This is a genomic window from Streptomyces sp. TRM68367 (assembly GCF_014495685.1).
Classification (GTDB): domain Bacteria; phylum Actinomycetota; class Actinomycetes; order Streptomycetales; family Streptomycetaceae; genus Streptomyces.
The window spans coordinates 20,819-47,134 of the sequence record NZ_JACTVI010000065.1 but is presented as its reverse complement, the minus strand read 5'-3'; the positions used below and the strand labels follow the sequence as shown (position 1 = coordinate 47,134).

The window sequence follows — 26,316 nt, the reverse complement described above, 5'->3', positions numbered from 1 at the left end:
CCTCGAACGCGGTATCCGCCGAGACGACGGCCTCGCCCACGCCTACCGCAACTGGCTCCAAGCCGCTTGACAGGCAATAGGAGCATCAACGGGCCTCCCCCGCACGGGGGAGACGACCGCCACCGGCGGGGGAGGCCCCGGCCCCGTCCGAGCGGCCAGGCTGCTGCCATGACCAGCATCGACGTCCAGGACCTCACCAAGGAGTACGGCACCCGCCGGGCCGTGGACCGGCTGACCTTCCGCGTCCTGCCCGGCCGCGTCACCGGCTTCCTCGGCCCCAACGGCGCCGGAAAGTCCACCACCATGCGGCTGGTGCTCGGCCTCGACCGGCCGGCCTCCGGCTCCGCCACGATCGGCGGCCGGCCGTACCCGGCGCTGCGCGAACCCCTGCGGCACGTCGGCGCCCTGCTGGACGCGCAGGCCGCGCACGGCTCCCGCACCGGCCGCGACCATCTGCGCGCCCTTGCCGCGAGCAACCGCATCCCGCCGCGCCGGATCGACGAGGTGCTGGAGGAGACGGGGCTCGCACCGGCCGCACGACGCCGGGTGAAGACGTACTCCCTGGGCATGCGGCAGCGGCTGGGCATCGCCGCCCTGCTCGGCGACCCCAGGGTGGTCCTGCTCGACGAACCCGCCAACGGCCTCGACCCCGAAGGCATCGTCTGGATCCGCGCGCTGCTGCGCCGCCTCGCGGAGGAAGGGCGCACCGTGCTGGTCTCCAGCCACCTCATGAACGAGACCGCCTCTTTCGCCGACCACCTCGTCGTCCTCGGCCGAGGCCGCCTGCTCGCCGACACCCCGATGCGGGAGTTCATCCACGCGCGCGTGCAGCCCCGCGTACGGATCCGCACCATGGACCCCACCGCCCTCAAGTCCGCTCTCGCCCGGCACGGGTACGACGCCGTGGAACACCCAGACGGACACTGGACGGTGCCCGACGCACGCGTGGACGACATCGGGCGCCTCACCTCCGCCGCAGGGGTGCCCGTCCTCGAACTTGACGCGGAGGAAGCCACGTTGGAGCAGGCCTACCTCGATCTGACGGCCGCCGAGACCGAGTTCACCGCCCAGCCCCAGGAGGCCTGACCCATGGAATTCGCACCCGTCCTCCGCGCCGAGTGGATCAAGATCCGTACGTTGCGGTCGCTCCTCGGCGCCCTGGGCGCGATCCTGCTCGCCACCCTCGCGTTCTCCGCGCTCGGCAGCCTCGACGCCGGCGGCCCGGACGCCGACCCGCTGTTCTCGGCCTTCTTCGGCGTCGCCTTCGGGCAGATCGCCGCGATCGCGTTCGGCACGACGGCGGTCGCGTCCGAGTTCCAGGGCGGCGCCCTGCGCGCCACGCTCGCCGCGGTACCGCGGCGCGGTCGGTGGTTCGCGGCCAAGATGCTGGCGATCGCCGGGCCCGTCCTGGCCGTGGGGCTCGTCACGGGAGGCGCGAGCCTCGCCGTCGGCCGGGCCGTCCTCGGGGCCGGGGCGGACGGGCTGTCCTGGGCCGAGGGAGTGCGTGGAGTCATCGGTTGTGCCATCTACCTGACCTTGATGGCCCTGCTCGCGGCCGGTCTGGCCGCAGTGCTGCGCAGCGGCGTCGCCACGCTGAGCGTGCTGATCCCGTTCCTGCTCATCGTCTCCTTCGTGATCGGCGACATGTCGGGCACGGTTGCCGATCTCCTGCCCGACAAGGCGGGACAGGTGGTGTTCCGCGAGACGTGGGACGGCGTCCTCGGCCCGTGGACCGGCCTCGCAGTGACCGCGCTGTGGACGGCGGCCGCGCTGCTGGCCGGAACGTGGCGGGTGCGCAGCCGGGATGCCTGACGCGCCGCCAGTTGTCAGTGGCGGCGGGTTTACTGGATCTCATGAGCATCGCGCACTACGTCGCCCGCATCGAGGAGCTGTGCTTCCGCCCCTTTCCGGCGGAGCACGGCCCCTCAGACGTGGGCCACTCGGGACCGGGCCACCACGTCGCCGCGTTAGGGACCAGTCACGGCATGCCGGGAGGTGATCCGGCGGAGCGGGCCGTGACGGTGGAGCAGTACGAGAAGGACCGGGACGCTCTCTTCGAGATCCTCGCCCGGCGCTGGGGGCTCACGGCGCCCTACAACCTGCAGACCCTGCTGCTGCGTACCGAACGGGAGGAGATACCCGAGCCCTGGGCGTCCCTCAGCGCACGCGCACGCGTGGCCTGGGTATGGGAGGTGGAGGGCACCGGCCGCTGGGTCGCGGTGGCCGTCGCCGACCAGGACGAGACGGACGAGGTCCAACTCCTGGCCGTCGTCACGGAAACGGGCCCGCCGTGACCGACGGCTTCGTGGGCCATGGACGCAGCCTCGTGACCGCAGGACACGCACCCGCCCCGACCGGCTAGGCCTGCGCAGCAGCCTCCCGCAGCCGTGCGAACTCCTCCGCCATCGACGCCGCCGTCCAGTGCGCGTTCAGCCCGCTCGGGTTCGGCAGCACCCACACGCGCGCGTCCCCGATCACCCGCTCCTGCGGACCCACCTGAGCCTTGCGGTCGCCGAACGCCGCCCGGTACGCCGTCACCCCCACCACCGCCAGCCACCGCGGCCGCAACCGCGCCACCTTCAGCGCGAGCAGCCGCCCGCCCTCCCGGTACTCTTCGACGCTCAGCTCGTCCGCCCGCGTGGTCGGCCGGGCCACGACATTGGTGATGCCGAGCCGGTACGACAGCAACCGCTGCTGCTCCGACGGCTTCATCAGGCGCGGCGTGAACCCGGACAGATGCACAGTTATCTGCACTACGTCTTCTCGTTGGTCTCGGTGCTGGTACCTGAGATCAACGAGGAGACTGCAAGTGGATCTGCGTCATGAACTGATGGAAGGGCGGGCGGACGTTCCCCGCGTTGGGACGGTGGTTCCGGCGAGGAGGGTGCATCCTCCGTACATCGTCCTCAACGGGTACGACGACGAGATCGAGCCGGCCACCGCGTACCTGCGGGACCTGGCCCTGAATGACAGCAGCCCGCTGACAGTCCGCAGCTACGGGTACGGGCTGCTGCGTTGGTTCCGCCTGTTGTGGCTGCTCGGGGTCGGTTGGGAGAGGGCGACCGAGGCCGAGACTGCGGTGCTGGCCGGGTGGCTGCGGACGGCGCCGAACCCCCAACGACGGCGCAAGTCGGCCGATGGCCCGGCCCCGGGCTCGGTGAACTTGCGCACCGGGAAGCCGGTTTTGCGAGCTGGCTATGCGCCACGGACGATCAACCACGCGCTGTCGGTGGTCAGCGGGTTCTACGAGTTCCACGCCCACCAGGGCAACGGGCCGGTCACCAACCCGGTGCCAGTCTCTCCGCAGCGACGCCGGGCGTTGGCCCATCGCAGCCCTTTGGAGCCGAGGCCGGTGCTGGGCCGGGCCCGGCTGCGCCAGAAGGTGGCAGACCGGCCGCCGCGGTCGATCCCCGATCACCTGTGGGACGAATTGTTCGAGCGCATGGGATGCGAACGCGACCGCGCACTGCTGGAGTTCTACGTCTCCAGCGGCGCCCGTGCTGAGGAATTGCTCGGCGTCGGCATCGGTGACCTGGACTGGGCTGGTCAGCGCGTCTACGTGATCTCGAAGGGGTCGCGGGAGCGTCAGCCCGTTCCGGTCTCGCCGCAGGCGTTCGTGCGGTTGGCCCGCTACCTCGAGGAGATCGGCACTCCGCCAGCGGACGAGCCCATGTGGCGGACTCGCCGAGGGGCAGACCGGCCCCTGTCCTACTGGGCGATGCGGCGCATCATCCAGCACGCCAACGAGGCGTTGGGCACCAACTGGACGCTTCACGACCTGCGGCACACTGCTGCGAGCCGCATGGCCAACGGCGGCAAGCTAACGCTGCCCGAGGTGCAAGCCATCCTGAGGCACGCCAACATCCAGACCACCAGCCGCTACCTGACCATGCGCGTCGAGGAGCTCTTCGACAAGCTCACCGAGCACTACAACACTCCGCGCGTCGAACGGAGCTTCCCCACCGGCTACGACGCCGACGACATCGCGGCGGTGTTCGGTGCCTAGGTCCCAGCTCAGCCGCACAACGGGCGCCAGTCGGCGGCACGGGCCGGTTGCTGAAGGTCTCGACTTCGCCAGCCGATTCGTCGGCGGGGCTATTACGCCCGAACCGGCCGTCGCTGCGGTTCCGCCCCGTCCGCACGGGGACCTCGCCACGGCCTCCGTCGCTCACATCGGTCGGCTCGCCGCCACGGTCTGGATGGACGCGTGCCGGGTGACCCGAAACCAGCGAGCGCAGGCCGCCCAATGTGTCCTGGAGTACCTGCTCGACTTCCCCGGTCAGACATGGCAGGAACGATGGGATGCCAGCCCTGTCGGACAAGGGCTGGTCGCCGCGAACACGCTCGGAACCCGTCGTTCCACCGGCTTGGCCATCACCCCGGGGGTCCGGGCGCTCTACTGCCTGCGCGTCATTCAGCCGACTCTCCTCACTTTCCGGCGCAATGTGTTGCACAACTTCGCGCCGATGTTTGTCGCCGCCCAAGGCGATCCGCTCCTCAATAAGTACGCCGCGCAGGTTGAAGCGCAGCCGATGCGGCACATCCACCGTCGAGAGGCAATGTCGGAGCTGTGCACCCTCCTCGCGGTTCAGGGAGTCTCGCTGAGCGATGTGACGCCGTCGGCGGTGCTGCACTTCACCCAAGAGAACCGCCGGGCCCGCAGTGTCCTGCAGCCGGGGAACAAGGTGGCCAACCGGCTCGTGGGCCAGGGGATGTGGAATGTCCTACATGCCATGGGGCACTTCACACCCGCGACGCCGTCCACGCTGAGGGCTGCCCTGATGCGTGGCCAGCGCACCGTCGAGGAAATGGTCGACCAATACCCCATCCGCAACAGATCAGTGCGGGGACTGCTGATCGACTATTTCGCACGACGCCGGGTCGACACGGACTACTCGACCCTGAAAAACCTGGTGTTGCTGGTAGCTCACCATTTCTGGGAGAAGATCGAGCGCGTCAACCCCGACCAGACCGACTTGCGGATCTCGCACGAGCACTATGCGGCCTGGCGGCAGATGATCACTATGAAGGACAACGGCAAGCCTCGCGCCGGGCAGGACAGCATCATCATCGCGGTCCGCAGCTTCTACTACGACCTGCACACCTGGGCCGCTGAAGAACCGGAACGCTGGGCAGCGTGGGTCGCCCCCTGCCCAGTCCCGCCCAGCGAGCTCCACGGCCTTGGCACCCGTCGGCGACGGATCAACGAACGCTCAGCCGACCGCACCCGCCAGCGTCAGCCGCTGCTGCCTGTGCTGGTCGAGCATGTGGAAACGCGATACGACCGTGCCCGCTTGCTCCTGGAACGGGCCAACAAGGCAGCGGACGGTGAACTCTTCACTCACGAGGGGACCGAGTACCGGCGAGTCACCACGGAGGCCGACCGCAAGCTCCTCCGCCACGGCGACGCGGTTCCGACACGCGTCATCGAGGAGGCAACCGGCCAGATCATCCACATCGGGACCGAGGAGGAAGCAGCCTTCTGGGAGTGGGCCATGGTGGAGACCCTGCGGCACTCCGGAGTGCGGGTGGAGGAACTCGTCGAGCTCACCCATCTGAGCGTTCGGCAATACCAGCGGGCAAACGGCGAGGTCATCGCATTGCTGGTGATTGCCCCGTCGAAGACGGACCGTGAGCGTGTGATCCCGATGTCCGCCGAACTCTTCCATGTCATCGCGTCGATCATTCGCCGGCATGGCCGGACCGGCCGCCCGATCCCTCTCGTCAGCAGGTACGACTCACAGGACAAACAGTGGAGTGCGCCCATGCCGTTCCTGTTCCAACGGCAGAACGGCACAACGCCCGCCGTTTTCAGCATCCATGCCGTCCAGGAGATGATCAGTCGGCGCGGGCAAGCGCTAGCTGAGGTCCACCCCGGTTTCCGCGGACTGAAGTTCACCCCGCACGACTTCCGCCGAATCTTCGCCACTGAGCTCGTCAACAGTGGCCTGCCGATTCACATCGGAGCGGCCCTGTTGGGCCACCTCAATATCCAGACCACCCGTGGTTATGTCGCAGTATTCGACGAGGACGTCGTCCGCCACTACCAGGAGCATCTCCACCGACGACGCCAGGTCAGGCCCGAGGGCGAGTATCGCGACGCAACGGCTCAGGAATGGTCCGAGTTCCAGGAGCACTTCGACCGCCGCAAGGTCGAACTCGGCTCCTGCGGACGCCCTTACGGCACCCCTTGCCAGCACGAACACGCCTGCATCCGCTGCCCGATGCTTCACATCAACCCGAAGATGCTTCCCCGCCTCGCGGAACTGGAAGCCGACCTCCTCGCCCGCCGTGCACGTGCAGAAGCCGAGGGCTGGGTCGGTGAGATCGAGGGCCTCGATCTCACCCTCAGCTTCCTGCGCTCAAAGCAGCAGGAGACCCAGCGGCGAGCGCAGCGTCCAACTGTCGAACTGGGTATCCCTCGTCCCAGGCCGGGGATGCCTGATGATCAAACGTGAGCGATCAGAGTGCGCTCGTCGGGGCAGCGCCGTGCGTCGGCAGCGTGCCAGCGGTCAGGAAGAACGTGACGGCATACATGAATCGCCCTGTGCGGACGGCATCGTCGAACTGGACCACGAAGCGGTCTGCATCCTCAGGATCAAGATAGCCCCGGCTCGCGGCGGTATGCGCCCACGTGCGCAAGCCCATGACGTTGTCCACCGCCGACGGGTCGCGCACCACCAGAGTCCTGGCCTCGACTGTGATGTCGCCAAGACCGCGAGCCGAGAGCAGTCCGGCGTGCTGGTGGGCCAGCGATCCGTTGCGCAACGCCCTATCAGCCCGAAAGCGCAGGACCCGGCGGGCAAGGTCCTGGTCATCGATGTCGAGTACCTGGGTGTCGTAGTCCGGATCGGCCAACGCGACTCGGCCCCCAGGGCGGATCACCCGGAGCAACTCATCCAACGCCCGGAACGGGTCGGCGACGTGCTGCACGACACGGTCGGCCCAGGCACCGTCGAATCGACGCGCTCCGAACGGCAGCCGGTGCGCGTCTGCAACGGCGGCATGCGACAGCCCTCGTGCCCGCGCCTGTCCGATCATGGTCACGGAGCTGTCGATCGCGACGACCTCCGCCCCATAGCAAGAGCGGAGTGCCACAGCAGCGTCCCCGGCGCCGGCTCCGACTTCGAGGAACACTTCGCCGGGTTTGGCGCCCAGGAGCTCTTGCAACCTCTGTTTGTAGGCGGCATAGAACGGCTCAGCGCCCAATCGGTCCAGGACCCTGACCCACTCAGCGGGCTGGGACTGACTGTCCACCGACGTGAAGCCATGAGCAGCAGACTGATCATTCATGCGAGCACGCTACGCGCCCCGATCAAGCCCTTGAACCTCTCCGACCAGGCTCGTGTCACCCGTGGGGGTGAAGTGCAGAGAAGCAGCACCGGCCAGAAGCGGTTGCCGGGGCGGGCGAAGTGGTGGCCCGTCGCGGCCGTCATCAGACCAGGGTTGATGCCGCAGAACAGCACGCGCAGACCGTCCGCGACGACGTCCGGTACCAGACGGTCGCGGGCGGCCTCCAGCTCCTCGGGGGTGAAGCGCGTCAGAGGATCGCTCCGGGGGTGTAGCCCGCTGCCTCCGGGTGCTGCTTCACGATCTCCTCGATCCGGGCCACGACGGCGGCGGCCTGGTCGCCCGCGGCACCGGTGAAGGACAGCTTGTCCGCCATCAGCGCCTCCAGCTGCGGCCGGTCGAGCGGGAGGCGCTCGTCGGCGGTCAGCTTGTCGAGGAGGTCGTTGCGCTCGGCGCCCTGCTCGCGCATCGCCAGCGCCGTCGCCACCGCGTTCTCCTTGATCGCCTCGTGCGCGACCTCCCGGCCGACGCCCGCGCGCACCGCGCCCATCAGCACCTTGGTCGTGGCGAGGAACGGCAGATAGCGGTCCAGCTCCCGGGCCACGACCGCCGGGAACGCGCCGAACTCGTCGAGCACCGTCAGGAACGTCTCCAGCAGCCCGTCCAGCGCGAAGAACGCGTCCGGCAGCGCCACCCGGCGCACCACCGAGCAGGACACGTCGCCCTCGTTCCACTGGTCGCCCGCCAGCTCGCCGGTCATCGAAGCGTAGCCGCGCAGGATGACCATCAGGCCGCCCACGCGCTCGCAGGACCGCGTGTTCATCTTGTGCGGCATCGCGGAGGAGCCGACCTGGCCCGGCTTGAAGCCCTCGGTGACCAGCTCGTGCCCTGCCATCAGCCGGATCGTCTTCGCCAGCGAGGACGGCGCGGCGGCCAACTGCACCAGCGCGGTCACGACCTCGTAGTCCAGCGAGCGCGGATAGACCTGGCCGACCGAGGTGAACGCCTGCGCGAAGCCCAGGTGTGCGGCGATCCGCCGCTCCAGCTCCGCCAGTTTCGAGGCGTCGCCCCCGAGCAGGTCGAGCATGTCCTGCGCCGTACCGACCGGGCCCTTGATGCCGCGCAGCGGGTAGCGGCCGAGCAGCTCCTCGACCCGGCCGTACGCCACGAGCAGTTCGTCTGCGGCGGTCGCGAACCGCTTGCCCAGCGTGGTGGCCTGCGCGGCCACGTTGTGGGAGCGGCCGGCCATGACGAGCTCGCCGTACTCGCCGGCCAACTTGCCCAGGCGCGCCAGGACGGCCACCGTACGGTCGCGCATCAGCTCCAGCGACAGCCGGATCTGCAGTTGCTCGACGTTCTCGGTGAGGTCTCGGGACGTCATGCCCTTGTGCACGTGCTCGTGCCCGGCGAGGTCGTTGAACTCCTCGATCCGCGCCTTCACGTCGTGCCGCGTGACCTTCTCGCGCTCGGCGATGGAGGCCAGGTCGACGGTGTCGAGGACACGCTCGTAGTCGGCGAGCGCCGCGTCCGGCACATCGACGCCGAGGTCGCTCTGGGCCCGCAGCACGGCGAGCCAGAGCTGCCGCTCCAGCTTCACCTTCTGCTCGGGCGACCAGAGCGTGGCGAGCTCGGCGGAGGCGTAGCGTCCGGCGAGGACGTTCGGGATGCGGGGCTTGGCGGGCGCAGTCACGCGTCCGGAGTTTACCTGGCGATTCGCGCAGGCCAGCGCCACAGGGGTCTTCGTCGGAAGCTACAAGGGCGCTACGGGAGCGACTCTGCGAGCTCGGCCAGCACCTCCGCGTGGCACAGCTCCGGCGCGCACCAGCAGGCCAGTGCGTTGCCGCGCAGCGCGGGCACCAGGGCGAGCAGGCCGGGCCGCTCCAGCAGATACGCCCGGTACTTCGCCATGACCTCGGCCCGCGTCCCGTCCCGCTTCTTCGCCGGGGTGTCGTAGGCGAACGGGTTGTACAGGGGGTGCTTCGGCAGGTCCCAGCCGCCCATGGTCCAGCGGCGGCCGACGTAGACCAGGTCCTCGGGCGCGCGCTCCATCCGGGGGCCGAACTCGTGCAGGCGGCCCCTGACGTTGATCACGCGCGTGGTCACGAGGACCTACCCCTCGTACGGTGACAACTCGGGCCGTTTCGGCGGCAGCCCGTCCCCGGACGACCGCCCCGTCAGCCGCCGCCCGATCCACGGCAGCAGGTGCTGGCGGGCGAACCGGGCGTCCGCGGCCCACCGTGCCGCCCACCCGGGCGGCACCGCCGGCGGCAGCGGTGTGCGCCACCCGGTGTCCTCGGAGTCGTAGCCGAGGGTCTGCCACACCGCCTCCGCGACCCGGCGGTGCCCCTCGGCGGTCAGGTGCAGCCGGTCCACGTCCCACATGCGCGGGTCGGCCAGCGAGGGCGCCCCGTACAGGTCGACGACCAGGGCGCCGTGCCGCTCGGCCAGCTCGTCGACGCAAGCGAACAGCGCCTCCATCCGCGGCCGGAACCGCTCCAGCACCGGGCCCTGGCGGCCGGGGCTGCGCATCATCACGAGCTGCTTGCAGGAGGGTGCCAGTTTCCCGACCGCCTCCTCCAGCAGCGCGCGCACCCGGCCCACGTCGCACTTGGGCCGCAGCGCGTCGTTGAGCCCGCCGACCAGCGTGATCACGTCGGCCTGCATGGCCGCCGCCGTGTCGACCTGCTCGTCGACGATCTGCCGGATCAGCTTGCCGCGCACCGCGAGGTTGGCGTACCGGAAGCCGGGCGCGCGGGCCGCCATGCGCGCGGCGAGGAGATCGGCCCAGCCGCGGTACGTGCCGTCGGGGAACAGGTCCGACATGCCCTCGGTGAAGGAGTCGCCGACCGCGACCAGGCTGGTGTGGGTGGGGTTCGTCTGCATGGCGACAGAGATGGTAACCCGCACCCATACCTAGCGGTCGGTCAGCCGGGAGCGCACCTCGAAGGCCCGAGCCACGGGCGCTTTCACCCGCCCAGCCTTCACCCGCCCCGCCCTCACCCGGCCGTCCCCGGGCCCGGCCCGGCCCGGGAGCCTCACGCTCGCTGCCCGAACAGCTCCCGCAGCACGTCCTCCATGGTCACCAGTCCGGCCAGCCGGCCGTCGGCGCCCAGCGCCGCCGCGAGATGGGTACGGCTGCCGCGCATCGCGGTGAGCACGTCGTCCAGCGGCGTGCTCTCCCGGACACGCGCGATGGGCCGCATGTCCCGCAGCCGGAACGGCACGTCACGCGGCGAGGCGTCCAGGGCGTCCTTCACATGCAGATAGCCCACGATCCGGCGCCCCTCGTCCACCACGGGGAAGCGGGAGAACCCGGACTGGGCCGACAACTGCTCCAGCTCCTCCGGCGTGACCCCCACGCGCGCGTAGACGACGTGCTCCAGCGGGAGCACGACGTCCCGCACGGGCCGGCGGCCCAGCTCCAGGGCGTCGTGCAGCCGCTCCCGTGCCCGCTCGTCGATCAGGCCCGCCTCGCGGGAGTCCTTGACCAGCCGCGCCAGCTCGGCGTCCGAGAAGGTCGCGGCGACCTCGTCCCTGGTCTGCACCCGCAGCAGTTTCAGCAGCAGGTTCGCGAAGGCGTTGATCGTGAAGATCACCGGGCGCAGTGCCCGGGACAGCCCCACCAGGGGCGGGCCGAGCAGCAGCGCGCTGCGCACCGGTTCGGCGAGCGCGATGTTCTTCGGCACCATCTCCCCGAGCAGCATGTGCAGATACGTCGCCAGGGTCAGCGCGATCACGAACGACACCGCGTGCCCGGCACCGGACGGCACGCCCAGGGCGTGGAACACCGGCTCCAGCAGGTGCGCGATCGCGGGTTCCGCGACCACACCGAGGACCAGGGTGCACAGCGTGATCCCGAGCTGCGCGGCCGCCATCAGCGCGGACACGTGCTCCAGCCCCCACAGCACGCTCTTCGCCCGCCGGTCCCCCTCTTCGGCGTACGGTTCGATCTGGCTGCGCCTGACCGAGATCAGCGCGAACTCGGCACCCACGAAGAAGGCGTTGACGACGAGCGTCGCCAGACCGATCAGCAGTTGTACGGCCGTCATCGCTGCGCCTCCTCCTCGCCCACGAGGGGCGCGTGCAGCAGGACGCGCGCCGCCCGGCGCCCCGCCGTGTCCACCACGTCCAGCCGCCACTCGGCCACCTCGACGGAGTCACCGACGGCGGGTATGCGGCCCAGCTCGGTCGCGACCAGCCCGGCGAGCGTCTCGTACGGCCCCTCGGGTGCCCGGAGTCCGACCCGCGTGAGCTGGTCCAAGCGCGCGGACCCGTCCGCCGAGTACAGCGCGTGCCCCTCCTCGTCGGTGCCGGCCGGGGCCAGGTCGGGCGTCTCGTGCGGGTCGTGCTCGTCGCGCACCTCGCCGACGACCTCCTCGACGATGTCCTCCAGGGTGGCCACACCCGCGGTGCCGCCGTACTCGTCGATCACGACGGCCATCGTGCGCTTGCCGGACAGCCGGTCCAGGAGCCGGTCCACGGTGAGCGTCTCCGGGACCAGGAGCGGTTCGCGCATCAGCTCGGCGACGGACACGCGCAGCCGGTCCTCGGCGGGCACCGCCAGCACGTCCTTGATGTGGGCGGTGCCGACCACCGAGTCGAGGCTGTCGCGGTAGACCGGAAACCGGGACAGGCCCGTCGCGCGGGTCGCGTTCGCCACGTCCTCGCAGGTCGCCTGGGCGTCGAGGGCGACGACCTGGACGCGCGGGGTCATCACGTTCTCCGCGGTCAGGTCGGCGAGGTTGAGGGTCCGCACGAACAACTCGGCGGTGTCCGCCTCCAGGGCGCCCTGCTTGGCGGAGTGCCGGGCGAGGGCCGCCAGTTCCTGCGGACCGCGCGCGGCGGCCAGCTCCTCGGTGGGCTCCAGGCCGAAGCGGCGGACCACGCGGTTGGCCGTGTTGTTGAGGTGGCTGATGAAGGGCCGGAAGGCGGCGCTGAACCAGCGCTGGGCGTTGCCGACCCGCTTGGCGACCGGCAGCGGCGAGGAGATCGCCCAGTTCTTGGGCACCAGCTCGCCCACGACCATCAGGAACACGGTCGACAGACCCGTGCCGATCACCAGCGCGATCGAGCCGGACGCCGAGCGCGAGACGCCGACGTCCTCCAGCGGTCCCGCGATCAGCCGGGCGATGGACGGCTCGGCCAGCATGCCGACGACCAGGTTCGTGACCGTGATGCCGAGTTGCGCCCCGGAGAGCTGGAACGTCAGGTTCCGTACGGCCTTCAGGGCGCCCTGCGCGCCCCGCTCGCCGCGCTCCACGGCACGCTCCAGTTCCGCGCGCTCGACCGTGGTGAGGGAGAACTCGGCCGCCACGAAGGCACCGCAGGCGAGCGACAGCAGGATCGCCACCAGCAGCAGGAGCACTTCGGTCATCGGGTCACCTCCGTCCCAGGGTCGGCCAGGGCAGGGAGGGGCGCGCGATGTCGTGCACGGGGACTGGGAGGCTCGCCCATGGGCGGACGCTCACACCTTTCATAGAGGAACGAGTAGTCCTCCAAGAGTAAAGGATGCGCAAAAAGAGGCCGATCGGCCTGTGGAAGACTATTCGGTGAGCGGTTTCACCCAGCGCCGCCACTTCTCCTCAGGCGCGTATCCGGCGGCCCCCCACGCGTGGTGCGCGGTCTCGTTACGGGTCAGCACCATCGCATCCGCGCGGCGCCCCCCGAGCCGTACGAACCGCTCTTCGGCGGCGGCGAGCAGAGCCGACGCGATTCCCTGGCGGCGGTGATCGGGGTGCACCGCCAGCCGGTACAGATGGCAGCGCCAGCCGTCGAAGCCCGCAATCACCGTGCCGACCAGCTCGCCCTCCTGTTCGGCTAGGATCAGCGCCTCGGGGTCGCGGGCGACCAGGCGCTCCACGCCGCCGCGGTCGTCGCTGATGCTCGTGCCCTCGGCAGCCACCTTCCAGAAGGCCAGCACGTTGTCGAGGTCCTGCGGCCCGGCGGCCCGTATGTGCAACTCACTCATGCGGTGATCACATCACGCGGGGTCACCGGTGCCCAGGCAATTCCGGGATACGGACGGTCAGGCCTCCCGCAGCGCCTTCATGACCGGGGCGAAGGCCTCCATGTATGCCTCCAGGACGGTCAGATACGTGAAGCCGTAGCGCTCGCGGAGGGCCAGGACCCGGGCGGTGATCTCCTCCGTGCTGCCGACCAGCATGATGGGCAGGTCCAGCACCTGATCGACGGTCATGTGCGGGGCGGCGTACTCCATGAAGGGCCGGACCGCGGCCTCGCGGTCCTCCGTGGTGATCACCATCTGGATCAGCAGGTTCAGCTCCGCCGGCTCCGCGCGGCCCTGCGCCAGTTCGCGGTAGCGCGCCACGCGCTCGTCGAGTTCGTCGGCGCTGATGGCGGCCAGTTGCCCCGAGGTCCCCGGCACCGACCGCGCTCCGGTGAACGCCGCGACGTCGGCGTGCTCGGCGGTGAGCCGCAGCATCCGGTCGCCGTTGCCGCCGATCAGCAGCGGGACCCCGGCCTTCTGCACCGGCTGCGGCTGGTGCTCGGCGTCGGACAGCAGCCGGTTCAGCTCCTCGACGGTGCGCCGCAGCTGGCCCACCCGCTCGCCCGGGGTGCCGAAGGGCAGTCCGGCCGTCTCGTGCTCGTCCCGTACGTAGCCGGTGCCGAGGCCGAGTTCGAGGCGGCCGCCGGTGAGCGCGTCCGTCGTGGCGACCTCGCGGGCGAGCAGCGCCGGGTTCCAGAAGCCCGCGTTGAGCACGAACGTGCCCAGCCGGGGGCGTTCGGTGGCCTCGGCCGCCGCCACCAGGGCCGGGAAGGGCGCGGGCATGCCCAGGTGGTCGGGGACCAGGATCACGTCGTAGCCGAACTCCTCGGCGCGGCGGCACTTGGCGCGCCACTCGTCGGCCGGGGCGGCGGTCAGCAGGTTGACTCCGAAGCGGAACGGACGCGGCATGAACTCTCCTCGACCACAAGGGACTTGAGTGCCTTCCGCGATTCCATCACTCGTGCGCGATGGCCGCCAGCACATTCATGCGGGAGGCACGCAACGCGGGCAGCAGCGCCGCCACGACACCCACCACCGCCGAGCCGATCACCACCGCGACGAGCGTCCCCCACGGAATCGCGAACGCCGTCATGCCCTGCAAGGCCAGCACCTGCTGAGTGCACACGCCCCACACCAGTCCCAGCGCGAGCCCCAGGACCGCGCCGAACACCGCGATCACCACCGACTCCAGCCGGATCATCCGGCGCAGCTGACGACGGGCCAGGCCGATCGCCCGCAGCAGCCCGATCTCCCGGGTGCGCTCCACCACCGACAGCGCGAGGGTGTTCACCACGCCGAGCACCGCGATCACGATCGCCAGGCCCAGCAGCGCGTAGACGAGGTACAGCAGCACGGCGATCTGGTCGTGCACCAGCTGCTTGTAGTCGGCCAGGTCACGGACCTGCACCTGGGGATAGCCGTCGAGCGTCCGCTCCAGGTTGGCGCGCAGGTCGTCGGCGCCGGTGCCGGAGGCGGCGTTGACGTACAGCACGGAGTCCTGCCCGCCCGGCGCGTACCGCTCCAGCGTGGCCAGACCGAAGTAGATCCCGCCCTGCGTGCCGAAGCCCTCGGCGGACTCCTGGTCGGTCAGCGCGCCCACGGTCAGCTCGGTGGTGCGCCCGCCCTGGAACTCGACCGGCACCGTGCTGCCGACCCGCACCCCGTGGTCACGCGCGAAGTCCCGGTCCATGGCCATGCGCCCGGCGGCGAGCGCGGCGGCGCTGTCTCCTTGCGCGTACGTGATGTTGGCGACCTCGTCGAGTTGCGGGTCGTAGCCCGCGGCGGTCGTCTCCACCCGGTCACCGTCCGGCAGGCGCACCGCGACCGGCGCGAACCGCGACCGCACGACGAGACCCGAGCCCTCCGTCTCCTGCACCGCCTTGGTGACCTCCCGCGGGAACGGCACGAACTGACTGTTCTGTACGACGAAGTCGGCGCCCAGCGTCTTGTCGATCTGCTGGTCGAACGACCTGGTCATCGAGGCGCTCGCCACCGACATCCCACCGACCAGGGCCAGGCCGACCATCAGGGCCGCGGCCGTCGCCCCGGTACGGCGGGGGTTGCGCAGGGCGTTGCGCTGGCTCATCCGGCCGACCGAACCGAACAGCGCGGGGAAGGCCCCGCCCAGCACCCGGATCACCGGCCGCACCAGCAGCGGACCCGCGATCACTGTCGCGATGAGGGTCAGCACCACCCCGAGGCCCAGCAGCGACGCCGCCGACGCCGTCTTCGTGGCGACCGCGCAGCCCACGAGCGCGGCGGCCCCGGCCGCGCCGACGACCGCGCCCACCACGGCACGCAGCCGCAGCGGCCGTCCGACGCCGCTGACCTCGGCGTCCGCGAGCGCCGCCATCGGCGACACGGCGGCCGCGCGCCGGGCCGGGAGGTAGGCCGCGACGAAGGTGACGCCGAGACCGACGACGTACGCCGACACGGGCGTCACCCAGCCGATGACCATCTCGGCGGACCTGATGTTCATGCCGAGCAGGCTCATCAGCTCGATCAGCCCGACGGCGAGCCCGATGCCCGTGGCCAGGCCCAGCGTGGAGCCGACCAGGCCGAGCAGCAGCGCCTCGGTGAGCACCGAGCGGCGGACCTGGCGGCGGTCGGCGCCGAGCGCGCGCAGCAGGCCCAGCTCGCGGGTGCGCTGGGCGATCAGCATCGAGAAGGTGTTGACGATCAGGAACACGCCGACCAGCACGGCGATCCCGGCGAAGCCGACCATCACGTACTTGATGACGTCGAGGAATCCGCCCAGCTGCTCGACGTCGGACTCGGCCTGCTCGGCTGCGGTGCGCAGGTCGTAGCTGTCCGTGCCGACCGCCGCGGCCACGCGCCGCTTGAGCTCGTCGTCGCCGACGCCCTCCGCGGCGTCGACGGAGATGCTGGTGGCGGCCCGCGGATCGCCCAGCAGCTTCGTCCGCGCGGTCGCCGGGTCGAAGAAGACCAGCGCCGCACCGGGGTTGGTGGTGGTGAACGTGACGATCCCGACGACCTCGGCCCTGAACGAGCCCGGCGGCGCGATCACGGTCAGCGTGTCGCCGATCCGCACGTCCTTGCGGTCGGCGGTCTCCGAGTCGAGCATCGCCTCACGGTCCCCGCGCGGGGCGTGCCCGGAGGTGAGTTCGACGGGGCTGCGTTCGTTCGGGGTCCAGGCGGTGCCGATCGTGGGTGCGCCGGTGGTCGGGCCCACCGACTCGTTGTCCTCGTCTGCGACGGTGATGCCCGGCACCTCCGCGTCCGCGCGGGCGGCGGCGACCCCGTCGACCTGAGCCACCCGCTTCGCGAGCGCGGCCGGCAGGGTCGGCGTCCGCCCGGACGACACCCGCTGCTCGTCCAGGGTCTCCTTCGGGCTGACCGTGACGTCCGCCGCGGTCGAGGCGAACAGCCGGTCGAAGGTGCGGCTGACGGTGTCGGAGAAGATCAGGCTGCCCGCGACGAACGCGACGGACAGGACGACGGCCAGCGCGGACAGCAGCAGCCGGCCCTTGTGCGCGAGGAAGCTCCTGAGCGTCGCCTTCAGCACGGCTCAGTCCTTGCCGGGATTCCCGCCGAAGGGGCGGGTGCCGCCGAAGGAACCGGTGCCGCCGGGGCCGCCCAGGGACGCGTCCGGGGGGATCGCGCCGGGTGCGGGGCCGCCGTCGTCGTGCACGCGGAGTACGTCGAAACGCTTCATCCGCTCCAGCACCGCTTCCGCCGTCGGCCGCGCCATCTCGTCCACGATCCGCCCGTCGCCGAGGAAGAGCACCAGGTCGGAATGGGCGGCGGCGCCCGGGTCGTGGGTGACCATGACGACCGTCTGCCCGAGCTGGTCGACGGCCTCGCGCAGGAAGCCGAGGACTTCCAGGCCGGCCCGCGAGTCGAGGTTGCCGGTCGGCTCGTCCGCGAAGATCAGCTCGGGCCGGGAGGCCAGCGCCCGCGCGCACGCCACGCGCTGCTGCTGGCCGCCGGACAGCTGCGACGGCCGGTGCCCCAGCCGGTCGCGCAGCCCGAGCGTGTCGACGACCTGGTCGAGCCACGTCTCGTCGGGTTTCTGGCCCGCGATGTCCATGGGCAGGGTGATGTTCTCCAGTGCGTTCAGCGTCGGAATGAGGTTGAACGACTGGAACATGAACCCGATCCGGTCCCGCCGCAGCCGGGTCAGCCCACGATCCTTCAACCCCGTGATCTCGGTGTCGCCGAGCCACACCTGCCCGGCCGAGACGGTGTCGAGCCCCGCCAGGCAGTGCATCAGCGTGGACTTCCCGGAGCCCGACGGCCCCATGACCGCGGTGAACCGGCCGCGCACGATGTCCACGTCAACGGAGTCGAGAGCCAGCACCGTCGTCTCTCCCTGGCCGTACGCCTTGGTCAGGCCGCGGGCGCGGGCCGCGATCCCGTCGGCCGAGGCGAGGCCGGGGGCGTGCTGCGCAGCTGGTGTGGACAAGGCCGCCTCCTCCGTGTGAACGTCCTGACTTTCTTGTCCCGCACGAGCCTAATGTGATCCACCCCACACTCGGTATCCGCCGTGGGTCCAGGTGCCAGCAGGTGTAAGGGGCACGCACCTCCCTCGGTGGAGCCGGCGGGGCCTCTTTTTGGTGCTAGCGTCTGGGTGCTAGCTTTGACGTATGGCGAAGACCCAGCTGAACGTGAGAGTGGACGAGGGCACCGCCCGCGCCGCCCGCGAACGCGCCCTGTCCCGCGGTATCAGTGTCAACCGGTACATCGAGGAGCTGGTCCGGCAGGACACCGGCGAGGTGGGCCATACCTTCGTGGAGGCCGCCGCCGACTTCATGAAACAGTACGAGGCCGTCTTCGCCGAGGAGTTCGGCGCGGAGAAGACGGCCGTGAGTACGCCGAAGGTGGAGCAGGTCGCCCCGCCGAAGGTCACCGCGCCCACGGTCACCCCACCGAAGGCCGGCCCGGCGGACGGCAGGCGCGGCGGCCACTGATCCCTTGAGCAACCTGAGAATCGACCTCGCCTGGCTGCTGATGCTCGCCGAGCAGAAGACACCGGGGGACCCCCAGGTCACCGACTGGGGCGCCCTCGTCGCCGCCGTCGCCCGCCACGAGGCCGAGATATTCGACGTCCCCGTCTACGACAGCCCGCAGCAGCGCTCCGCCGCGCTGCTCCAGCTGCTGATCCACGTGCCCGCGCTGGAGCGCGGCAACGCCCTGTTCGCTTGCGCCGTGGCGTACGCCTACCTCGTCGCCAGCGGCCTGAAGGTCGTCACCTCGCCCGAGCAGGTCCGGGACCTGGCCCGGTTGGTCAAGAGCGGTGAGGCGTCGGTGCAGGAGATCGCGGAGGAGCTGCGCCGGTGGAGCCTGTGACGTACGGCCGGGGCGGACGGATGGAGTCTGTGACGTGCGGGCCGGGCTACGTGGGCCGCCAGGCCGTGCCCAGCACGCAGTAGGAGGTCGGCAGCGTCGGTCCGTTCTCGGGCATCAGCATCCGCCGGTAGGGGCCGATTTCGAACCCGGCCTGCCGCAGTGCGCCGATCGGGTCCCGGGCCAGATGGCAGCCGCCGTTCAGTCTCGGCCACAGCGTGCGGTCCAGTGCGCGCTGCGTGAAGGTCATGGCGGGGCCGCCGCCCCGGCCGTGTTCGAAGAACCGCACGACACCGCCCGGCCGCAGCACACGCCGCACCTCCCCGAGGGCCCGCTGCACGTCCCGCACGCTGCACAGCACCAGCGAGATCACCACCGCGTCGAACGCCTCGCTCTTGACCGGCAGCGCCTCCGCCGCGCCCGGTACGACGTCGACGGGCACCCCGGCGCGCAGCGCGGACTCCACGGCCAACTGCCGCAGCAGGCGCTCCGGTTCGATGGCGACGACCTCGGAGACGGTGCGCGGGTAGTGCGCGAAGTTCAGGCCATTGCCCGCACCGATCTCGATCACCCGCCCGGACAGCCCGGTCAGCAGCCGTTCGCGCACCCCGGCCATGCCCATCCTGGTCTCGGCGGTCACGCTGATCCGGGCGTAGAAACGGGCGAACAGCGGATGGTGCACGGCATCCCGCGACACCTTGGCGGAACCGGCGGATCGCAGTGGCATGAGACCTCCTTCGCGAGGCGGGCCTTTGTGCGATTGTCCCCCCTGCGGGCCTGTCACACCCCCTGCCGTGCCAGGGAACTGAGGGCCGGAAGCGCGGCATTCGGCCGTCAAGGTAAACGGTTCCACGAGCTGGGAGGGCGGGCCCGAGGCGCTGCGGCTGGACAATGTGGAGGTGGGGGATCCCGGTGCCGGGATTGCAGACCGGCCAGGCGGTGAGCGTGGTGCCCGCCGCCCTTCTCGATGAACGACTACGGCGTCTACGCCGAACGCGCGATCGTCCCCGCGGCGGCGGTGCTGCCCCGGACCCGCCGGGCTCGACGCGGTGCGCGGTGCCGCAGGGTGGATGCCGTACCTGACCGCGTACGGGGCCCTGGTGGAGACCGGCGGGATGTGGGCCGGCGACACGGTCGTGCTCACGGCCGCGTCCGGCGGCGTGGGCCTGGCCGCGATCCAGGTCGCCCGGCGGGTCGGGGCGGTGCCGGTCGCCGCCACCCGCAGTCGCGCGAAGGAGGACGCGCTGTCGGCCGCCGGTGCGGCCGAGGCGACCGTCACCGGCGAGGAGGACGTGGCCGGGCGGATCCTCGACATCACCGCCGGCCGCGGCGCCGAGTGCGTCTTCGGCGCCTTCGCCGGCCCGGTGTACTCGAACTGGCCAGGATCGCGGAGCCACCCCCTGCCGGGGCGCCCACCGCCCCAACCGTCAGGGCGCCTCCCGCGCCCGGAACGCCTCCGCGTCCCACGTCCCGTCCAGGCGCGGTGCCAGCCAGCGTGGTGCCGACGCGCGGAAGTCGGCCGGGGTGAGGGCAGCCACGCCGGCGGGGACCGCGCCCAGCAGGGGTGCCCCGGACACGTCCGGCAGGTCGGCGAGGTTGCAGCGGGAGGCGAGGTCAGGGGCTGTGGGCCAGCTGCCGATCACGATGCCCAGCGGTTCCAGTCGCCGGGCGCGCAGTTCACGCGCCGTCAGTTCCGTGGTGTTCAGCGTGCCCAGGCCCGCCGACGCCACGACGAGGACTGGCGCCGCGAGCAGCCGTGCCGCGTCCGCCAGTGTCCCGCCCGCCGCGTCGAACCGTACGAGCAGTCCGCCCGCCCCCTCCACCAGCACCAGGTCGTGCTCGGTGGCCAGCTTGGCTGCTGCCTCCGCGACCGCGTGCGGATGCACCGGCGCCCGACCGGCCCGGAGTGCGGCGGTCGCCGGTGCCAACGGTTCGGGGTAGCGGGCGAGTTCGGCTGCCGTGACGGTCCCCGCGAGCCGCGCGACCTCGTCGGCGTCCCCCGGCTCGTCCTGCCGTACGCCTGTCTGCGCGGCCTTGAGCACGGCCACCGACCGGCCCGCCGCCAGCGCCGTCGCAGCCACCGCGGCCGTCACGACCGTCTTGCCGACCTCCGTGCCCGTGCCCGTGATCACCAGGACCGGCATGTCATCACCCCGCTCATCCTTCTCGCGCGGCCGCGCACACCGCTCGCGCGATCCGCGCCACGTCCGCGTCGGCGCTGACGTACGGCGGCATCGTGTAGATCAGGTCGCGGAACGGCCGAAGCCACACGCCTTCGCGTACGGCGGCGTCTGTGGCCGCCTTCATGGCCGCGTCGTCGAGGGCACGGTCGAGCTGCACGACCCCGATGGCGCCGAGGACTCGTACGTCCGTCACGCCCGGCAGGTCCGCGGCGGTGGCCAGACCCTCCCTCAGCCCCGCCTCGATCCGGTTGACCTCCGCGAGCCAGTCCTGGCCGAGCAGCAGCTCGATCGAGGCGCAGGCCACGGCCGCCGCCAGCGGATTGCCCATGAAGGTGGGGCCGTGGGCGAGCACCGGCACCTCGCCCCGCGAGATCCCGTCGGCCACCCGGGACGTGCACAGCGTCGCCGCCATGGTCAGGTATCCGCCGGTCAGCGCCTTGCCCACGCACATCACGTCCGGCGTCACCGCCGCGTGCTCCGCCGCGAACAGCGCACCGGTGCGCCCGAATCCGGTCGCGATCTCGTCGAAGACCAGCAGCACACCGTGCGCGTCGCACGCCTCGCGCAGCACCCGCAGATACGCCGAGGAGTGGAACCGCATCCCGCCCGCGCCCTGCACCACCGGCTCGACGATCACCGCGGCCAGCTCGTCGGCGTGCCGCCCGATCAGCTCCCGCAGGTGCTCGGCGTACGACTCCTCGTACTCCGTCGGCGGCGGGTCCGCGAACACCTGGCGCGGCAGTACGCCGGTCCACAGGTCGTGCATCCCGCCTTCGGGGTCGCACACCGACATCGGCTGCCAGGTGTCGCCGTGGTAGCCGCCGCGCCAGGTCAACAGGCGCTGTTTCGCGGGACGGCCCAGTGAGCGCCAGTACTGCAGGCACATCTTGGCCGCGACCTCGACCGACACCGACCCGGAGTCCGCGAGGAAGACGTGCTCCAGACCGTCGGGCGACATGTCGACAAGGAGCTTCGCCAGCCGTACGGCGGGCTCGTGTGTGAGCCCGCCGAACATCACGTGGCTCATCCGCGTGAGCTGCTCGCGCGCCGCCTCGTTGAGCACCGGGTGGTTGTAGCCGTGGATCGCCGACCACCACGACGACATGCCGTCGACCAGCTCGCCCGACCCGTCCGCCATCCTGAGCCGTACCCCGCTCGCCGACTCCACGACGAGCGGTTCCTGACGGCCGGGCATCGGACCGTACGGATGCCACACGTGCCGCCGGTCCAGCTCCAGCAGTTCGGGCACGGTCGGCTCAGGCATTGGGCGCGAGGTCCGTTCCGGCACCCCGGCGGCGCACGGCGACCAGGTCGGTACGGGGCTCGTTGACCTGCGCGGCGGACCCGCAGACTCCGCCGCCCTCGTGACATCCGCCCGGGGCGCGGTGCTCCGGCAGCGTCACCTCGTCCGTGCCCTCCACCTCGAACCCGGCGTCCGCGACCATCTCCAGGTCCGCCTTGCCGGCCTGCCCCTCACTGGTGAGGTAGTCACCGAGGAAGATCGAGTTGGCCAGGTGCAGCGCGAGCGGCTGCAGGGAGCGCAGATGCACCTCCCGGCCACCCGCGATGCGCACCTCGACGTCCGGGCACACGAACCGGACCATGGCCAGGATGCGCAGACACCTCTGCGGTGTCAGGTTCCACTCCTTCGCCAGGGGCGTGCCCTCGAAGGGGATCAGGAAGTTGACCGGAACCGAGTCCGGGTCCAGCTCGCGCAGCGAGAAGACCACGTCCACGAGGTCCTCGTCCGTCTCGCCCATGCCCGCGATGAGCCCGGAGCAGGCGGACAGACCGGCCGCGTGCGCCTTGTGGACCGTGTCCACCCGGTCGGCGTACGTGTGCGTGGTCGTGATCTCCCCGTACGTCGCCTCGGACGTGTTCAGGTTGTGGTTGTAGGCGTCGGCGCCCGCCTCGCGCAGCCGCTCCGCCTGGCCCTCGGAGAGCAGCCCGAGGCAGGCGCACACCTCGACGCCCTCGTTCTGCTCCTTGATCGTCTTGATCGTGTCGGAGACCCGGTCCACGTCACGGTCGGTCGGCCCGCGCCCGCTGGCCACGAGGCACACCCGCTTGGCACCCCCGGCCACACCCGCGGCGGCGGCCTCGGAGGCCTGGCCGGGTTTCAGCCAGGTGTACTTGAGGATGCCGGCCTTGGAGCCGAGCCGCTGGGAACAGTAGGAGCAGTCCTCCGGGCACAGGCCCGACTTGAGGTTGACGAGATAGTTGAGTTTCACCCGTCGGCCGAACCAGTGCCGGCGCACCCTGCCGGCCGCGGCCACCACATCGAGCAGGTCGTCGTCGGAGGTGGCCAGCACGGCCAGCGCCTCGTCGCGGGTCGGCAGCTCGCGCCGAAGCCCCTTGTCCACCAGCGTGTTCAGCAGGTCCATGGGAGCCGATCCTGACGTACGCAGCGGCTCCGGGCCAAGGAGAGTTCACACAACGCTGATGCTTCGAGGTGTGTGTATTGCCACATCCTGGGCGGCTGGTCGTGCCGCTAATGTCTGTGCACTGCCTACAAAAGCACCGGAGGACCCATGGCGTTCGGCTGGATCGACGAGCAGGCGCGGCTGCGCCGCCGTGCCGGACTCGTACGGACCCTGCGTCCGCGTCCCGCCGACTCGCCGCTGCTCGATCTCGCGAGCAACGACTACCTGGGCCTGGCCCGCCACCCCGGGGTCACCGAGGGTGCGGCGCGGGCCGCGCGGACCTGGGGCGGCGGCGCGACCGGATCCCGGCTCGTCACCGGAAGCACGCGGTTGCACGCCGAACTGGAGCGCGAGCTGGCCGAATTCTGCGGTTTCGAGGCGGCGCTCGTCCTCTCCTCCGGGTACGCCGCCAACCTCGCCGCGGTCACCGCACTGGCCCCGCACGGCTCGCTCATCGTCTCCGACGCGGGCAACCACGCCTCGCTCATCGACGGCTGCCGGCTGGCGCGCGGCACCACCCAGGTCGTCGCGCACGCCGATCCGGACGCCGTGCGCAAGGCCCTGCGGACGTGCGACGGGCCCGTTCTCGCGGTCTCCGACACGGTCTTCTCGGTGGACGGCGACGCCGCCCCGCTCACCGCGCTCGCCGGGGCGTGCCGGGAGCGCGGCGCGGGACTGCTGGTGGACGACGCCCACGGACTCGGCGTGCTCGGCGAGGGCGGCCGCGGCGCCCCGCACGCGGCGGGGCTCGCGGGCGCCGACGATGTCGTCGTGACGGTCACGCTGTCCAAGTCGCTCGGCAGCCAGGGCGGAGCCGTCCTCGGCCCCGCGCGGGTGATCGACCACCTGGTCAACGCGGCCCGGACCTTCATCTTCGACACGGGCCTCGCCCCCGCGGCGGCGGGCGCGGCCCTGGCCGCCCTTCGGATCCTGCGCCGCGAGCCGGAGCGCGCGGCGCGAGCGCGCGCGGTGGCGGGCGAGATGCACACCCGACTGACGGCCGCGGGTCTGGAAGCGGTGCGTCCGGACGCCGCGGTCGTCTCCGTGCGAGCGCCGTCCCCGGAGGAGGCCGTGCGCTGGGCAGCCGCCTGCCGTGCGGCGGGACTCGCGGTGGGCTGCTTCCGCCCGCCGTCCGTGCCCGACGGCATCTCACGGCTCAGGCTGACCGCGCGCGCGGACCTCTCCGGGGAACAGCTCGAACACGCTGTGCGTGTGATCGGAGAAACGCGACCATGAGTCGGCGTGCCACGGCCGTGCCTCACCCGATGCGGGACTGATCGGTCGGGTCGTACGGGGGTCAGCGGACCCCGGTCAGGAAGCCCGCCCAGCTCTCGGGGGAGAAGAGCAGCGCGGGCCCGGCCGGGTCCTTGGAGTCGCGCACGGCGAGCAGCCCCGACCACGGACCGGAGTCCGGACGGGCGGTCTCGACGCAGTTGTTGGCCCCCGTGCTGTAGCTGCTGCGCAGCCACCGCACCGCGGGCTGTGCGGTGCTGGAGGGACTGGAAGGAGGGGTCGGTGGAGGAGAAGATACGTTCCGAGGCAATGCAGACACGGGGGTGCCTCCTTACGCGCCGTCAGCTATTCCGGCGATGTAATCCAACGATTCCTGTGGCGAAAGGGCGTGGATCCGAAGGGCGTTGAAGGCCTCGGTGTAGGCCTCTAGGTCTTCTTTCCGTTCGAGATAGAGGCTACTCGTCAAGTGGTCGAGAACAACCACGTCCAGATCAGAAGTATGCGAAAATGAAAAGATTACGAAAGGCCCGGTGACGCCGATGTGCGCCCCGGCAGCGAAGGGCAGTACCTGGAGCCGCACTTGGGGCAGCCGCGCCGCCTCGACCAGCCGGAACAGCTGCCGGGTCATCACGCCGGGCCCGCCGACCTCGCGGCGCAGCACTGCCTCGTCCAGCACGGCGTTCAGCTCCAGCGGCGGCTCCGCGCGCAGCACGTCCTGCCGGGCCAGCCGCACCTCGACCAGCGTGTCGAGCCGGTCCTCCGCCAGCCCGTCCACCGCGGCCCGGGTCACCGCGCGCGCGTACTCCGGCGTCTGCAGCAGCCCCGGTACGACGGTCGTCTCCAGCGTGCGCATCGCGCTGGCCTGGGACTCCAGGCTGATGAAGTCCCGGTAGGTCGGCGGCAGTACGCCGCGGTAGGCGTGCCACCAGTGGTGTCGGCCGTCGCCGTCGTCCGAGCCCGCCAGGACCAGCAGCAGGTCGCGCAGCTGGGTGTCGGCCACGCCGTAGGCGTCCAGCAACAACCGCACATCGGCCGGTTTCACCCCGCTCGTGCCGGTCTCGATCCGGCTGACCTTCGACTGGTGCCAGCCCACAAGTCGGGCCGCATCGCCGCTGGTGAGCTCCGCCAAGGTGCGTAATGCGCGTAGTTCGGCGCCCAGCTTGCGGCGGCGCACCGCGGGACCGTGCTGCATGGGCTACTCCTTACTCCGTCCGAGCCGCCCAAATACGGTCTGCCGTCGCAGAGTTCACCGCTTCGAGCGACAGATATATGCATATCCTGGTGGATCGGCACCCTGATCGGCCCGGTGATGGCAGTCTGGCGACGAAGCACCAGTCCGGGACCGTACTCGAACCGCCGCTTTCGTGTCGGACCGCGGTCCCGTGGGAAGGGACGACGTCGCCATGGCAGACCATCTGGAAGCATCCGTCACTCTGCCGAGCGATCCCGCCTCGGTCTCCGCGGCTCGCACCTACGTGACCGGCACCCTCGCTGAGTGGGGCATGCCGGCGGGTACGGAAGTGGCAGACACCATCCGGCTCATCGTCTCCGAACTCGCCACCAACGCCGTACAGCACACCTTCGGGCAGTCACCGACCTTCACGGTGGACCTGGCGCTCCACCGCGACGAGCAACTGCGCATCGGCGTCACCGACAGCCATCCGAGATTCCCCAAACGGCTCCCCGCCGCCGTCCAGCAGGACAACGGCCGCGGCATGGTCATCATCCGCTGGCTGACCGCCGAGTGCGGCGGCAAGCTCAGAATCCGGCCCACCCGGGAGGGCGGCAAGACCGTCTCCATCGAGCTCCCGTGGACCGTACCGGCCGAACCGGTGACGGCCGCGGGCCAGCAGGAGCCATGAAACTCATACGC

At 71.0% G+C, this 26,316-nt stretch carries 26 protein-coding genes and 2 pseudogenes; 10 read left to right on the top strand and 18 right to left on the bottom strand.

Features of this window, described 5'->3' with window-relative positions:
• Nucleotides 1-168: 168 nt before the first annotated feature.
• The 3 genes from H8R17_RS31240 to H8R17_RS31230 are packed head-to-tail and all read left to right on the top strand — an operon-like array spanning nt 169 to nt 2,294.
• Nucleotides 169-1,086, top strand: coding sequence for an ABC transporter ATP-binding protein (locus H8R17_RS31240; protein WP_187826574.1), 918 nt, complete (start codon nt 169-171; stop codon nt 1,084-1,086).
• Nucleotides 1,087-1,089: 3 nt separating this feature from the next.
• Nucleotides 1,090-1,812 (top strand): ABC transporter permease subunit, encoded by a 723-nt coding sequence (locus H8R17_RS31235; protein WP_187826573.1) that lies wholly within the window; start codon nt 1,090-1,092, stop codon nt 1,810-1,812.
• A 41-nt stretch (nt 1,813-1,853) separates the two neighbouring features.
• Nucleotides 1,854-2,294, top strand: a complete 441-nt coding sequence (locus tag H8R17_RS31230) for a hypothetical protein (protein WP_187826572.1) — start codon at nt 1,854-1,856, stop codon at nt 2,292-2,294.
• A 64-nt stretch (nt 2,295-2,358) separates the two neighbouring features.
• Here the strand turns inward: H8R17_RS31230 and H8R17_RS31225 are convergent, their stop codons facing one another.
• A complete protein-coding gene (locus tag H8R17_RS31225; RefSeq protein ID WP_399477509.1) occupies nt 2,359-2,712 on the bottom strand; it encodes a mismatch-specific DNA-glycosylase in 354 nt (117 codons plus the stop codon).
• A gap of 97 nt (nt 2,713-2,809) precedes the next feature.
• On the opposite strand from H8R17_RS31225, the gene H8R17_RS31220 reads away from it, so the two are divergent.
• Together H8R17_RS31220 and H8R17_RS31215 are read left to right on the top strand one after the other, a co-directional pair.
• On the top strand, nt 2,810-4,006 hold the full coding sequence (locus tag H8R17_RS31220; RefSeq protein WP_187826570.1) for a tyrosine-type recombinase/integrase: 1,197 nt from the start codon (nt 2,810-2,812) through the stop codon (nt 4,004-4,006).
• Between the two features lie 208 nt (nt 4,007-4,214).
• On the top strand, nt 4,215-6,458 hold the full coding sequence (locus tag H8R17_RS31215) for a site-specific integrase (RefSeq protein ID WP_316959576.1): 2,244 nt from the start codon (nt 4,215-4,217) through the stop codon (nt 6,456-6,458).
• Between the two features lie 4 nt (nt 6,459-6,462).
• Here H8R17_RS31215 and H8R17_RS31210 read toward each other — a convergent pair whose 3' ends face one another.
• The 11 genes and pseudogenes from H8R17_RS31210 to H8R17_RS31165 form a co-directional block, all read right to left on the bottom strand.
• Nucleotides 6,463-7,293 carry a methyltransferase domain-containing protein gene (locus tag H8R17_RS31210; RefSeq protein ID WP_187826569.1) on the bottom strand — a complete coding sequence of 277 codons (831 nt, stop codon included), beginning with the start codon at nt 7,291-7,293 and terminating at the stop codon, nt 6,463-6,465.
• A gap of 50 nt (nt 7,294-7,343) precedes the next feature.
• Nucleotides 7,344-7,544: pseudogene (locus H8R17_RS47565) on the bottom strand (uracil-DNA glycosylase family protein); the annotation flags it as partial.
• Nucleotides 7,541-8,980, bottom strand: a complete 1,440-nt coding sequence (gene purB, locus H8R17_RS31205) for an adenylosuccinate lyase (protein ID WP_187826568.1) — start codon at nt 8,978-8,980, stop codon at nt 7,541-7,543. The pseudogene H8R17_RS47565 and the gene purB, both read right to left, overlap by 4 nt.
• Before the next feature lie 71 nt (nt 8,981-9,051).
• Nucleotides 9,052-9,393 (bottom strand): DUF4326 domain-containing protein, encoded by a 342-nt coding sequence (locus H8R17_RS31200; RefSeq protein WP_187826567.1) that lies wholly within the window; start codon nt 9,391-9,393, stop codon nt 9,052-9,054.
• Nucleotides 9,394-9,399: 6 nt separating this feature from the next.
• Nucleotides 9,400-10,173: an SGNH/GDSL hydrolase family protein gene (locus tag H8R17_RS31195; RefSeq protein WP_187826566.1), complete on the bottom strand. Its 774-nt coding sequence runs from the start codon at nt 10,171-10,173 to the stop codon at nt 9,400-9,402.
• A gap of 152 nt (nt 10,174-10,325) precedes the next feature.
• Nucleotides 10,326-11,339, bottom strand: coding sequence for a hemolysin family protein (locus tag H8R17_RS31190; protein WP_187826565.1), 1,014 nt, complete (start codon nt 11,337-11,339; stop codon nt 10,326-10,328).
• Nucleotides 11,336-12,664, bottom strand: a complete 1,329-nt coding sequence (locus tag H8R17_RS31185; RefSeq protein WP_187826564.1) for a hemolysin family protein — start codon at nt 12,662-12,664, stop codon at nt 11,336-11,338. The genes H8R17_RS31190 and H8R17_RS31185 overlap by 4 nt, the downstream gene beginning before the upstream one ends.
• A gap of 168 nt (nt 12,665-12,832) precedes the next feature.
• On the bottom strand, nt 12,833-13,258 hold the full coding sequence (locus H8R17_RS31180; RefSeq protein ID WP_187826563.1) for a GNAT family N-acetyltransferase: 426 nt from the start codon (nt 13,256-13,258) through the stop codon (nt 12,833-12,835).
• 57 nt (nt 13,259-13,315) lie between these two features.
• On the bottom strand, nt 13,316-14,206 hold the full coding sequence (locus H8R17_RS31175) for an LLM class F420-dependent oxidoreductase (protein ID WP_187826562.1): 891 nt from the start codon (nt 14,204-14,206) through the stop codon (nt 13,316-13,318).
• A gap of 46 nt (nt 14,207-14,252) precedes the next feature.
• Entirely contained in the window at nt 14,253-16,823 is a 2,571-nt protein-coding gene (locus tag H8R17_RS31170) for an FtsX-like permease family protein (protein ID WP_187826561.1), read from the bottom strand.
• A 3-nt stretch (nt 16,824-16,826) separates the two neighbouring features.
• A complete protein-coding gene (locus H8R17_RS31165) occupies nt 16,827-17,723 on the bottom strand; it encodes an ABC transporter ATP-binding protein (protein WP_187826560.1) in 897 nt (298 codons plus the stop codon).
• A 181-nt stretch (nt 17,724-17,904) separates the two neighbouring features.
• Here H8R17_RS31165 and H8R17_RS31160 point away from each other — a divergent pair, with 181 nt between their 5' ends.
• Nucleotides 17,905-18,228: a toxin-antitoxin system HicB family antitoxin gene (locus H8R17_RS31160; RefSeq protein ID WP_262505634.1), complete on the top strand. Its 324-nt coding sequence runs from the start codon at nt 17,905-17,907 to the stop codon at nt 18,226-18,228.
• A gap of 4 nt (nt 18,229-18,232) precedes the next feature.
• The gene (locus H8R17_RS31155; RefSeq protein WP_187826559.1) at nt 18,233-18,607 is read left to right on the top strand and encodes a fic family toxin-antitoxin system, toxin component; all 375 of its coding nucleotides are present in this window, start codon (nt 18,233-18,235) and stop codon (nt 18,605-18,607) included.
• A gap of 46 nt (nt 18,608-18,653) precedes the next feature.
• Here the strand turns inward: H8R17_RS31155 and H8R17_RS31150 are convergent, their stop codons facing one another.
• Nucleotides 18,654-19,331 carry a class I SAM-dependent methyltransferase gene (locus H8R17_RS31150; RefSeq protein WP_187826558.1) on the bottom strand — a complete coding sequence of 226 codons (678 nt, stop codon included), beginning with the start codon at nt 19,329-19,331 and terminating at the stop codon, nt 18,654-18,656.
• A 343-nt stretch (nt 19,332-19,674) separates the two neighbouring features.
• On the opposite strand from H8R17_RS31150, the pseudogene H8R17_RS47560 reads away from it, so the two are divergent.
• Nucleotides 19,675-19,902 (top strand): annotated as a pseudogene (locus H8R17_RS47560) (NADPH:quinone reductase); the annotation flags it as partial.
• A 129-nt stretch (nt 19,903-20,031) separates the two neighbouring features.
• Here the strand turns inward: H8R17_RS47560 and bioD are convergent.
• Genes bioD through bioB form a run of 3 tightly spaced genes read right to left on the bottom strand, consistent with a single transcriptional unit; the run spans nt 20,032 to nt 23,171 of the window.
• The gene (gene bioD / locus H8R17_RS31140) at nt 20,032-20,748 is read right to left on the bottom strand and encodes a dethiobiotin synthase (RefSeq protein WP_187826557.1); all 717 of its coding nucleotides are present in this window, start codon (nt 20,746-20,748) and stop codon (nt 20,032-20,034) included.
• Between the two features lie 13 nt (nt 20,749-20,761).
• Nucleotides 20,762-22,051 (bottom strand): adenosylmethionine--8-amino-7-oxononanoate transaminase, encoded by a 1,290-nt coding sequence (locus H8R17_RS31135; RefSeq protein ID WP_187826556.1) that lies wholly within the window; start codon nt 22,049-22,051, stop codon nt 20,762-20,764.
• The gene (bioB, locus tag H8R17_RS31130; protein WP_187826555.1) at nt 22,044-23,171 is read right to left on the bottom strand and encodes a biotin synthase BioB; all 1,128 of its coding nucleotides are present in this window, start codon (nt 23,169-23,171) and stop codon (nt 22,044-22,046) included. Before bioB ends, H8R17_RS31135 begins: the two co-directional genes overlap by 8 nt.
• Before the next feature lie 147 nt (nt 23,172-23,318).
• Between bioB and H8R17_RS31125 the strand changes: the two genes are divergently transcribed.
• Nucleotides 23,319-24,446, top strand: coding sequence for an 8-amino-7-oxononanoate synthase (locus tag H8R17_RS31125; RefSeq protein ID WP_187826554.1), 1,128 nt, complete (start codon nt 23,319-23,321; stop codon nt 24,444-24,446).
• 61 nt (nt 24,447-24,507) lie between these two features.
• On the opposite strand, the gene H8R17_RS31120 is transcribed toward H8R17_RS31125, so the two are convergent.
• Together H8R17_RS31120 and H8R17_RS31115 are read right to left on the bottom strand one after the other, a co-directional pair.
• Entirely contained in the window at nt 24,508-24,762 is a 255-nt protein-coding gene (locus H8R17_RS31120; protein ID WP_399477504.1) for a DUF397 domain-containing protein, read from the bottom strand.
• A gap of 12 nt (nt 24,763-24,774) precedes the next feature.
• Entirely contained in the window at nt 24,775-25,635 is an 861-nt protein-coding gene (locus H8R17_RS31115; RefSeq protein WP_187826553.1) for a helix-turn-helix transcriptional regulator, read from the bottom strand.
• Nucleotides 25,636-25,846: 211 nt separating this feature from the next.
• Here H8R17_RS31115 and H8R17_RS31110 point away from each other — a divergent pair, with 211 nt between their 5' ends.
• Nucleotides 25,847-26,305: an ATP-binding protein gene (locus H8R17_RS31110; RefSeq protein ID WP_187826552.1), complete on the top strand. Its 459-nt coding sequence runs from the start codon at nt 25,847-25,849 to the stop codon at nt 26,303-26,305.
• Nucleotides 26,306-26,316 lie beyond the last annotated feature (11 nt).

What these genes read in the sequence shown, in the direction of transcription:
- H8R17_RS31185 (WP_187826564.1), bottom strand. Translation starts at nt 12,664, where the DNA reads ATGACCGAAGTGCTCCTGCTGCTGGTGGCGATCCTGCTGTCGCTCGCC.
- H8R17_RS31135 (WP_187826556.1), bottom strand. Translation starts at nt 22,051, where the DNA reads ATGCCTGAGCCGACCGTGCCCGAACTGCTGGAGCTGGACCGGCGGCAC.
- H8R17_RS31190 (WP_187826565.1), bottom strand. Translation starts at nt 11,339, where the DNA reads ATGACGGCCGTACAACTGCTGATCGGTCTGGCGACGCTCGTCGTCAAC.
- bioB (WP_187826555.1), bottom strand. Translation starts at nt 23,171, where the DNA reads ATGGACCTGCTGAACACGCTGGTGGACAAGGGGCTTCGGCGCGAGCTG.
- bioD (WP_187826557.1), bottom strand. Translation starts at nt 20,748, where the DNA reads ATGCCGGTCCTGGTGATCACGGGCACGGGCACGGAGGTCGGCAAGACG.
- H8R17_RS31115 (WP_187826553.1), bottom strand. Translation starts at nt 25,635, where the DNA reads ATGCAGCACGGTCCCGCGGTGCGCCGCCGCAAGCTGGGCGCCGAACTA.
- H8R17_RS31180 (WP_187826563.1), bottom strand. Translation starts at nt 13,258, where the DNA reads ATGAGTGAGTTGCACATACGGGCCGCCGGGCCGCAGGACCTCGACAAC.
- H8R17_RS31110 (WP_187826552.1), top strand. Translation starts at nt 25,847, where the DNA reads ATGGCAGACCATCTGGAAGCATCCGTCACTCTGCCGAGCGATCCCGCC.
- H8R17_RS31210 (WP_187826569.1), bottom strand. Translation starts at nt 7,293, where the DNA reads ATGAATGATCAGTCTGCTGCTCATGGCTTCACGTCGGTGGACAGTCAG.
- H8R17_RS31235 (WP_187826573.1), top strand. Translation starts at nt 1,090, where the DNA reads ATGGAATTCGCACCCGTCCTCCGCGCCGAGTGGATCAAGATCCGTACG.
- H8R17_RS31195 (WP_187826566.1), bottom strand. Translation starts at nt 10,173, where the DNA reads ATGCAGACGAACCCCACCCACACCAGCCTGGTCGCGGTCGGCGACTCC.
- H8R17_RS31175 (WP_187826562.1), bottom strand. Translation starts at nt 14,206, where the DNA reads ATGCCGCGTCCGTTCCGCTTCGGAGTCAACCTGCTGACCGCCGCCCCG.
- H8R17_RS31125 (WP_187826554.1), top strand. Translation starts at nt 23,319, where the DNA reads ATGGCGTTCGGCTGGATCGACGAGCAGGCGCGGCTGCGCCGCCGTGCC.
- H8R17_RS31230 (WP_187826572.1), top strand. Translation starts at nt 1,854, where the DNA reads ATGAGCATCGCGCACTACGTCGCCCGCATCGAGGAGCTGTGCTTCCGC.
- H8R17_RS31150 (WP_187826558.1), bottom strand. Translation starts at nt 19,331, where the DNA reads ATGCCACTGCGATCCGCCGGTTCCGCCAAGGTGTCGCGGGATGCCGTG.
- H8R17_RS31160 (WP_262505634.1), top strand. Translation starts at nt 17,905, where the DNA reads ATGGCGAAGACCCAGCTGAACGTGAGAGTGGACGAGGGCACCGCCCGC.
- H8R17_RS31225 (WP_399477509.1), bottom strand. Translation starts at nt 2,712, where the DNA reads ATGAAGCCGTCGGAGCAGCAGCGGTTGCTGTCGTACCGGCTCGGCATC.
- H8R17_RS31240 (WP_187826574.1), top strand. Translation starts at nt 169, where the DNA reads ATGACCAGCATCGACGTCCAGGACCTCACCAAGGAGTACGGCACCCGC.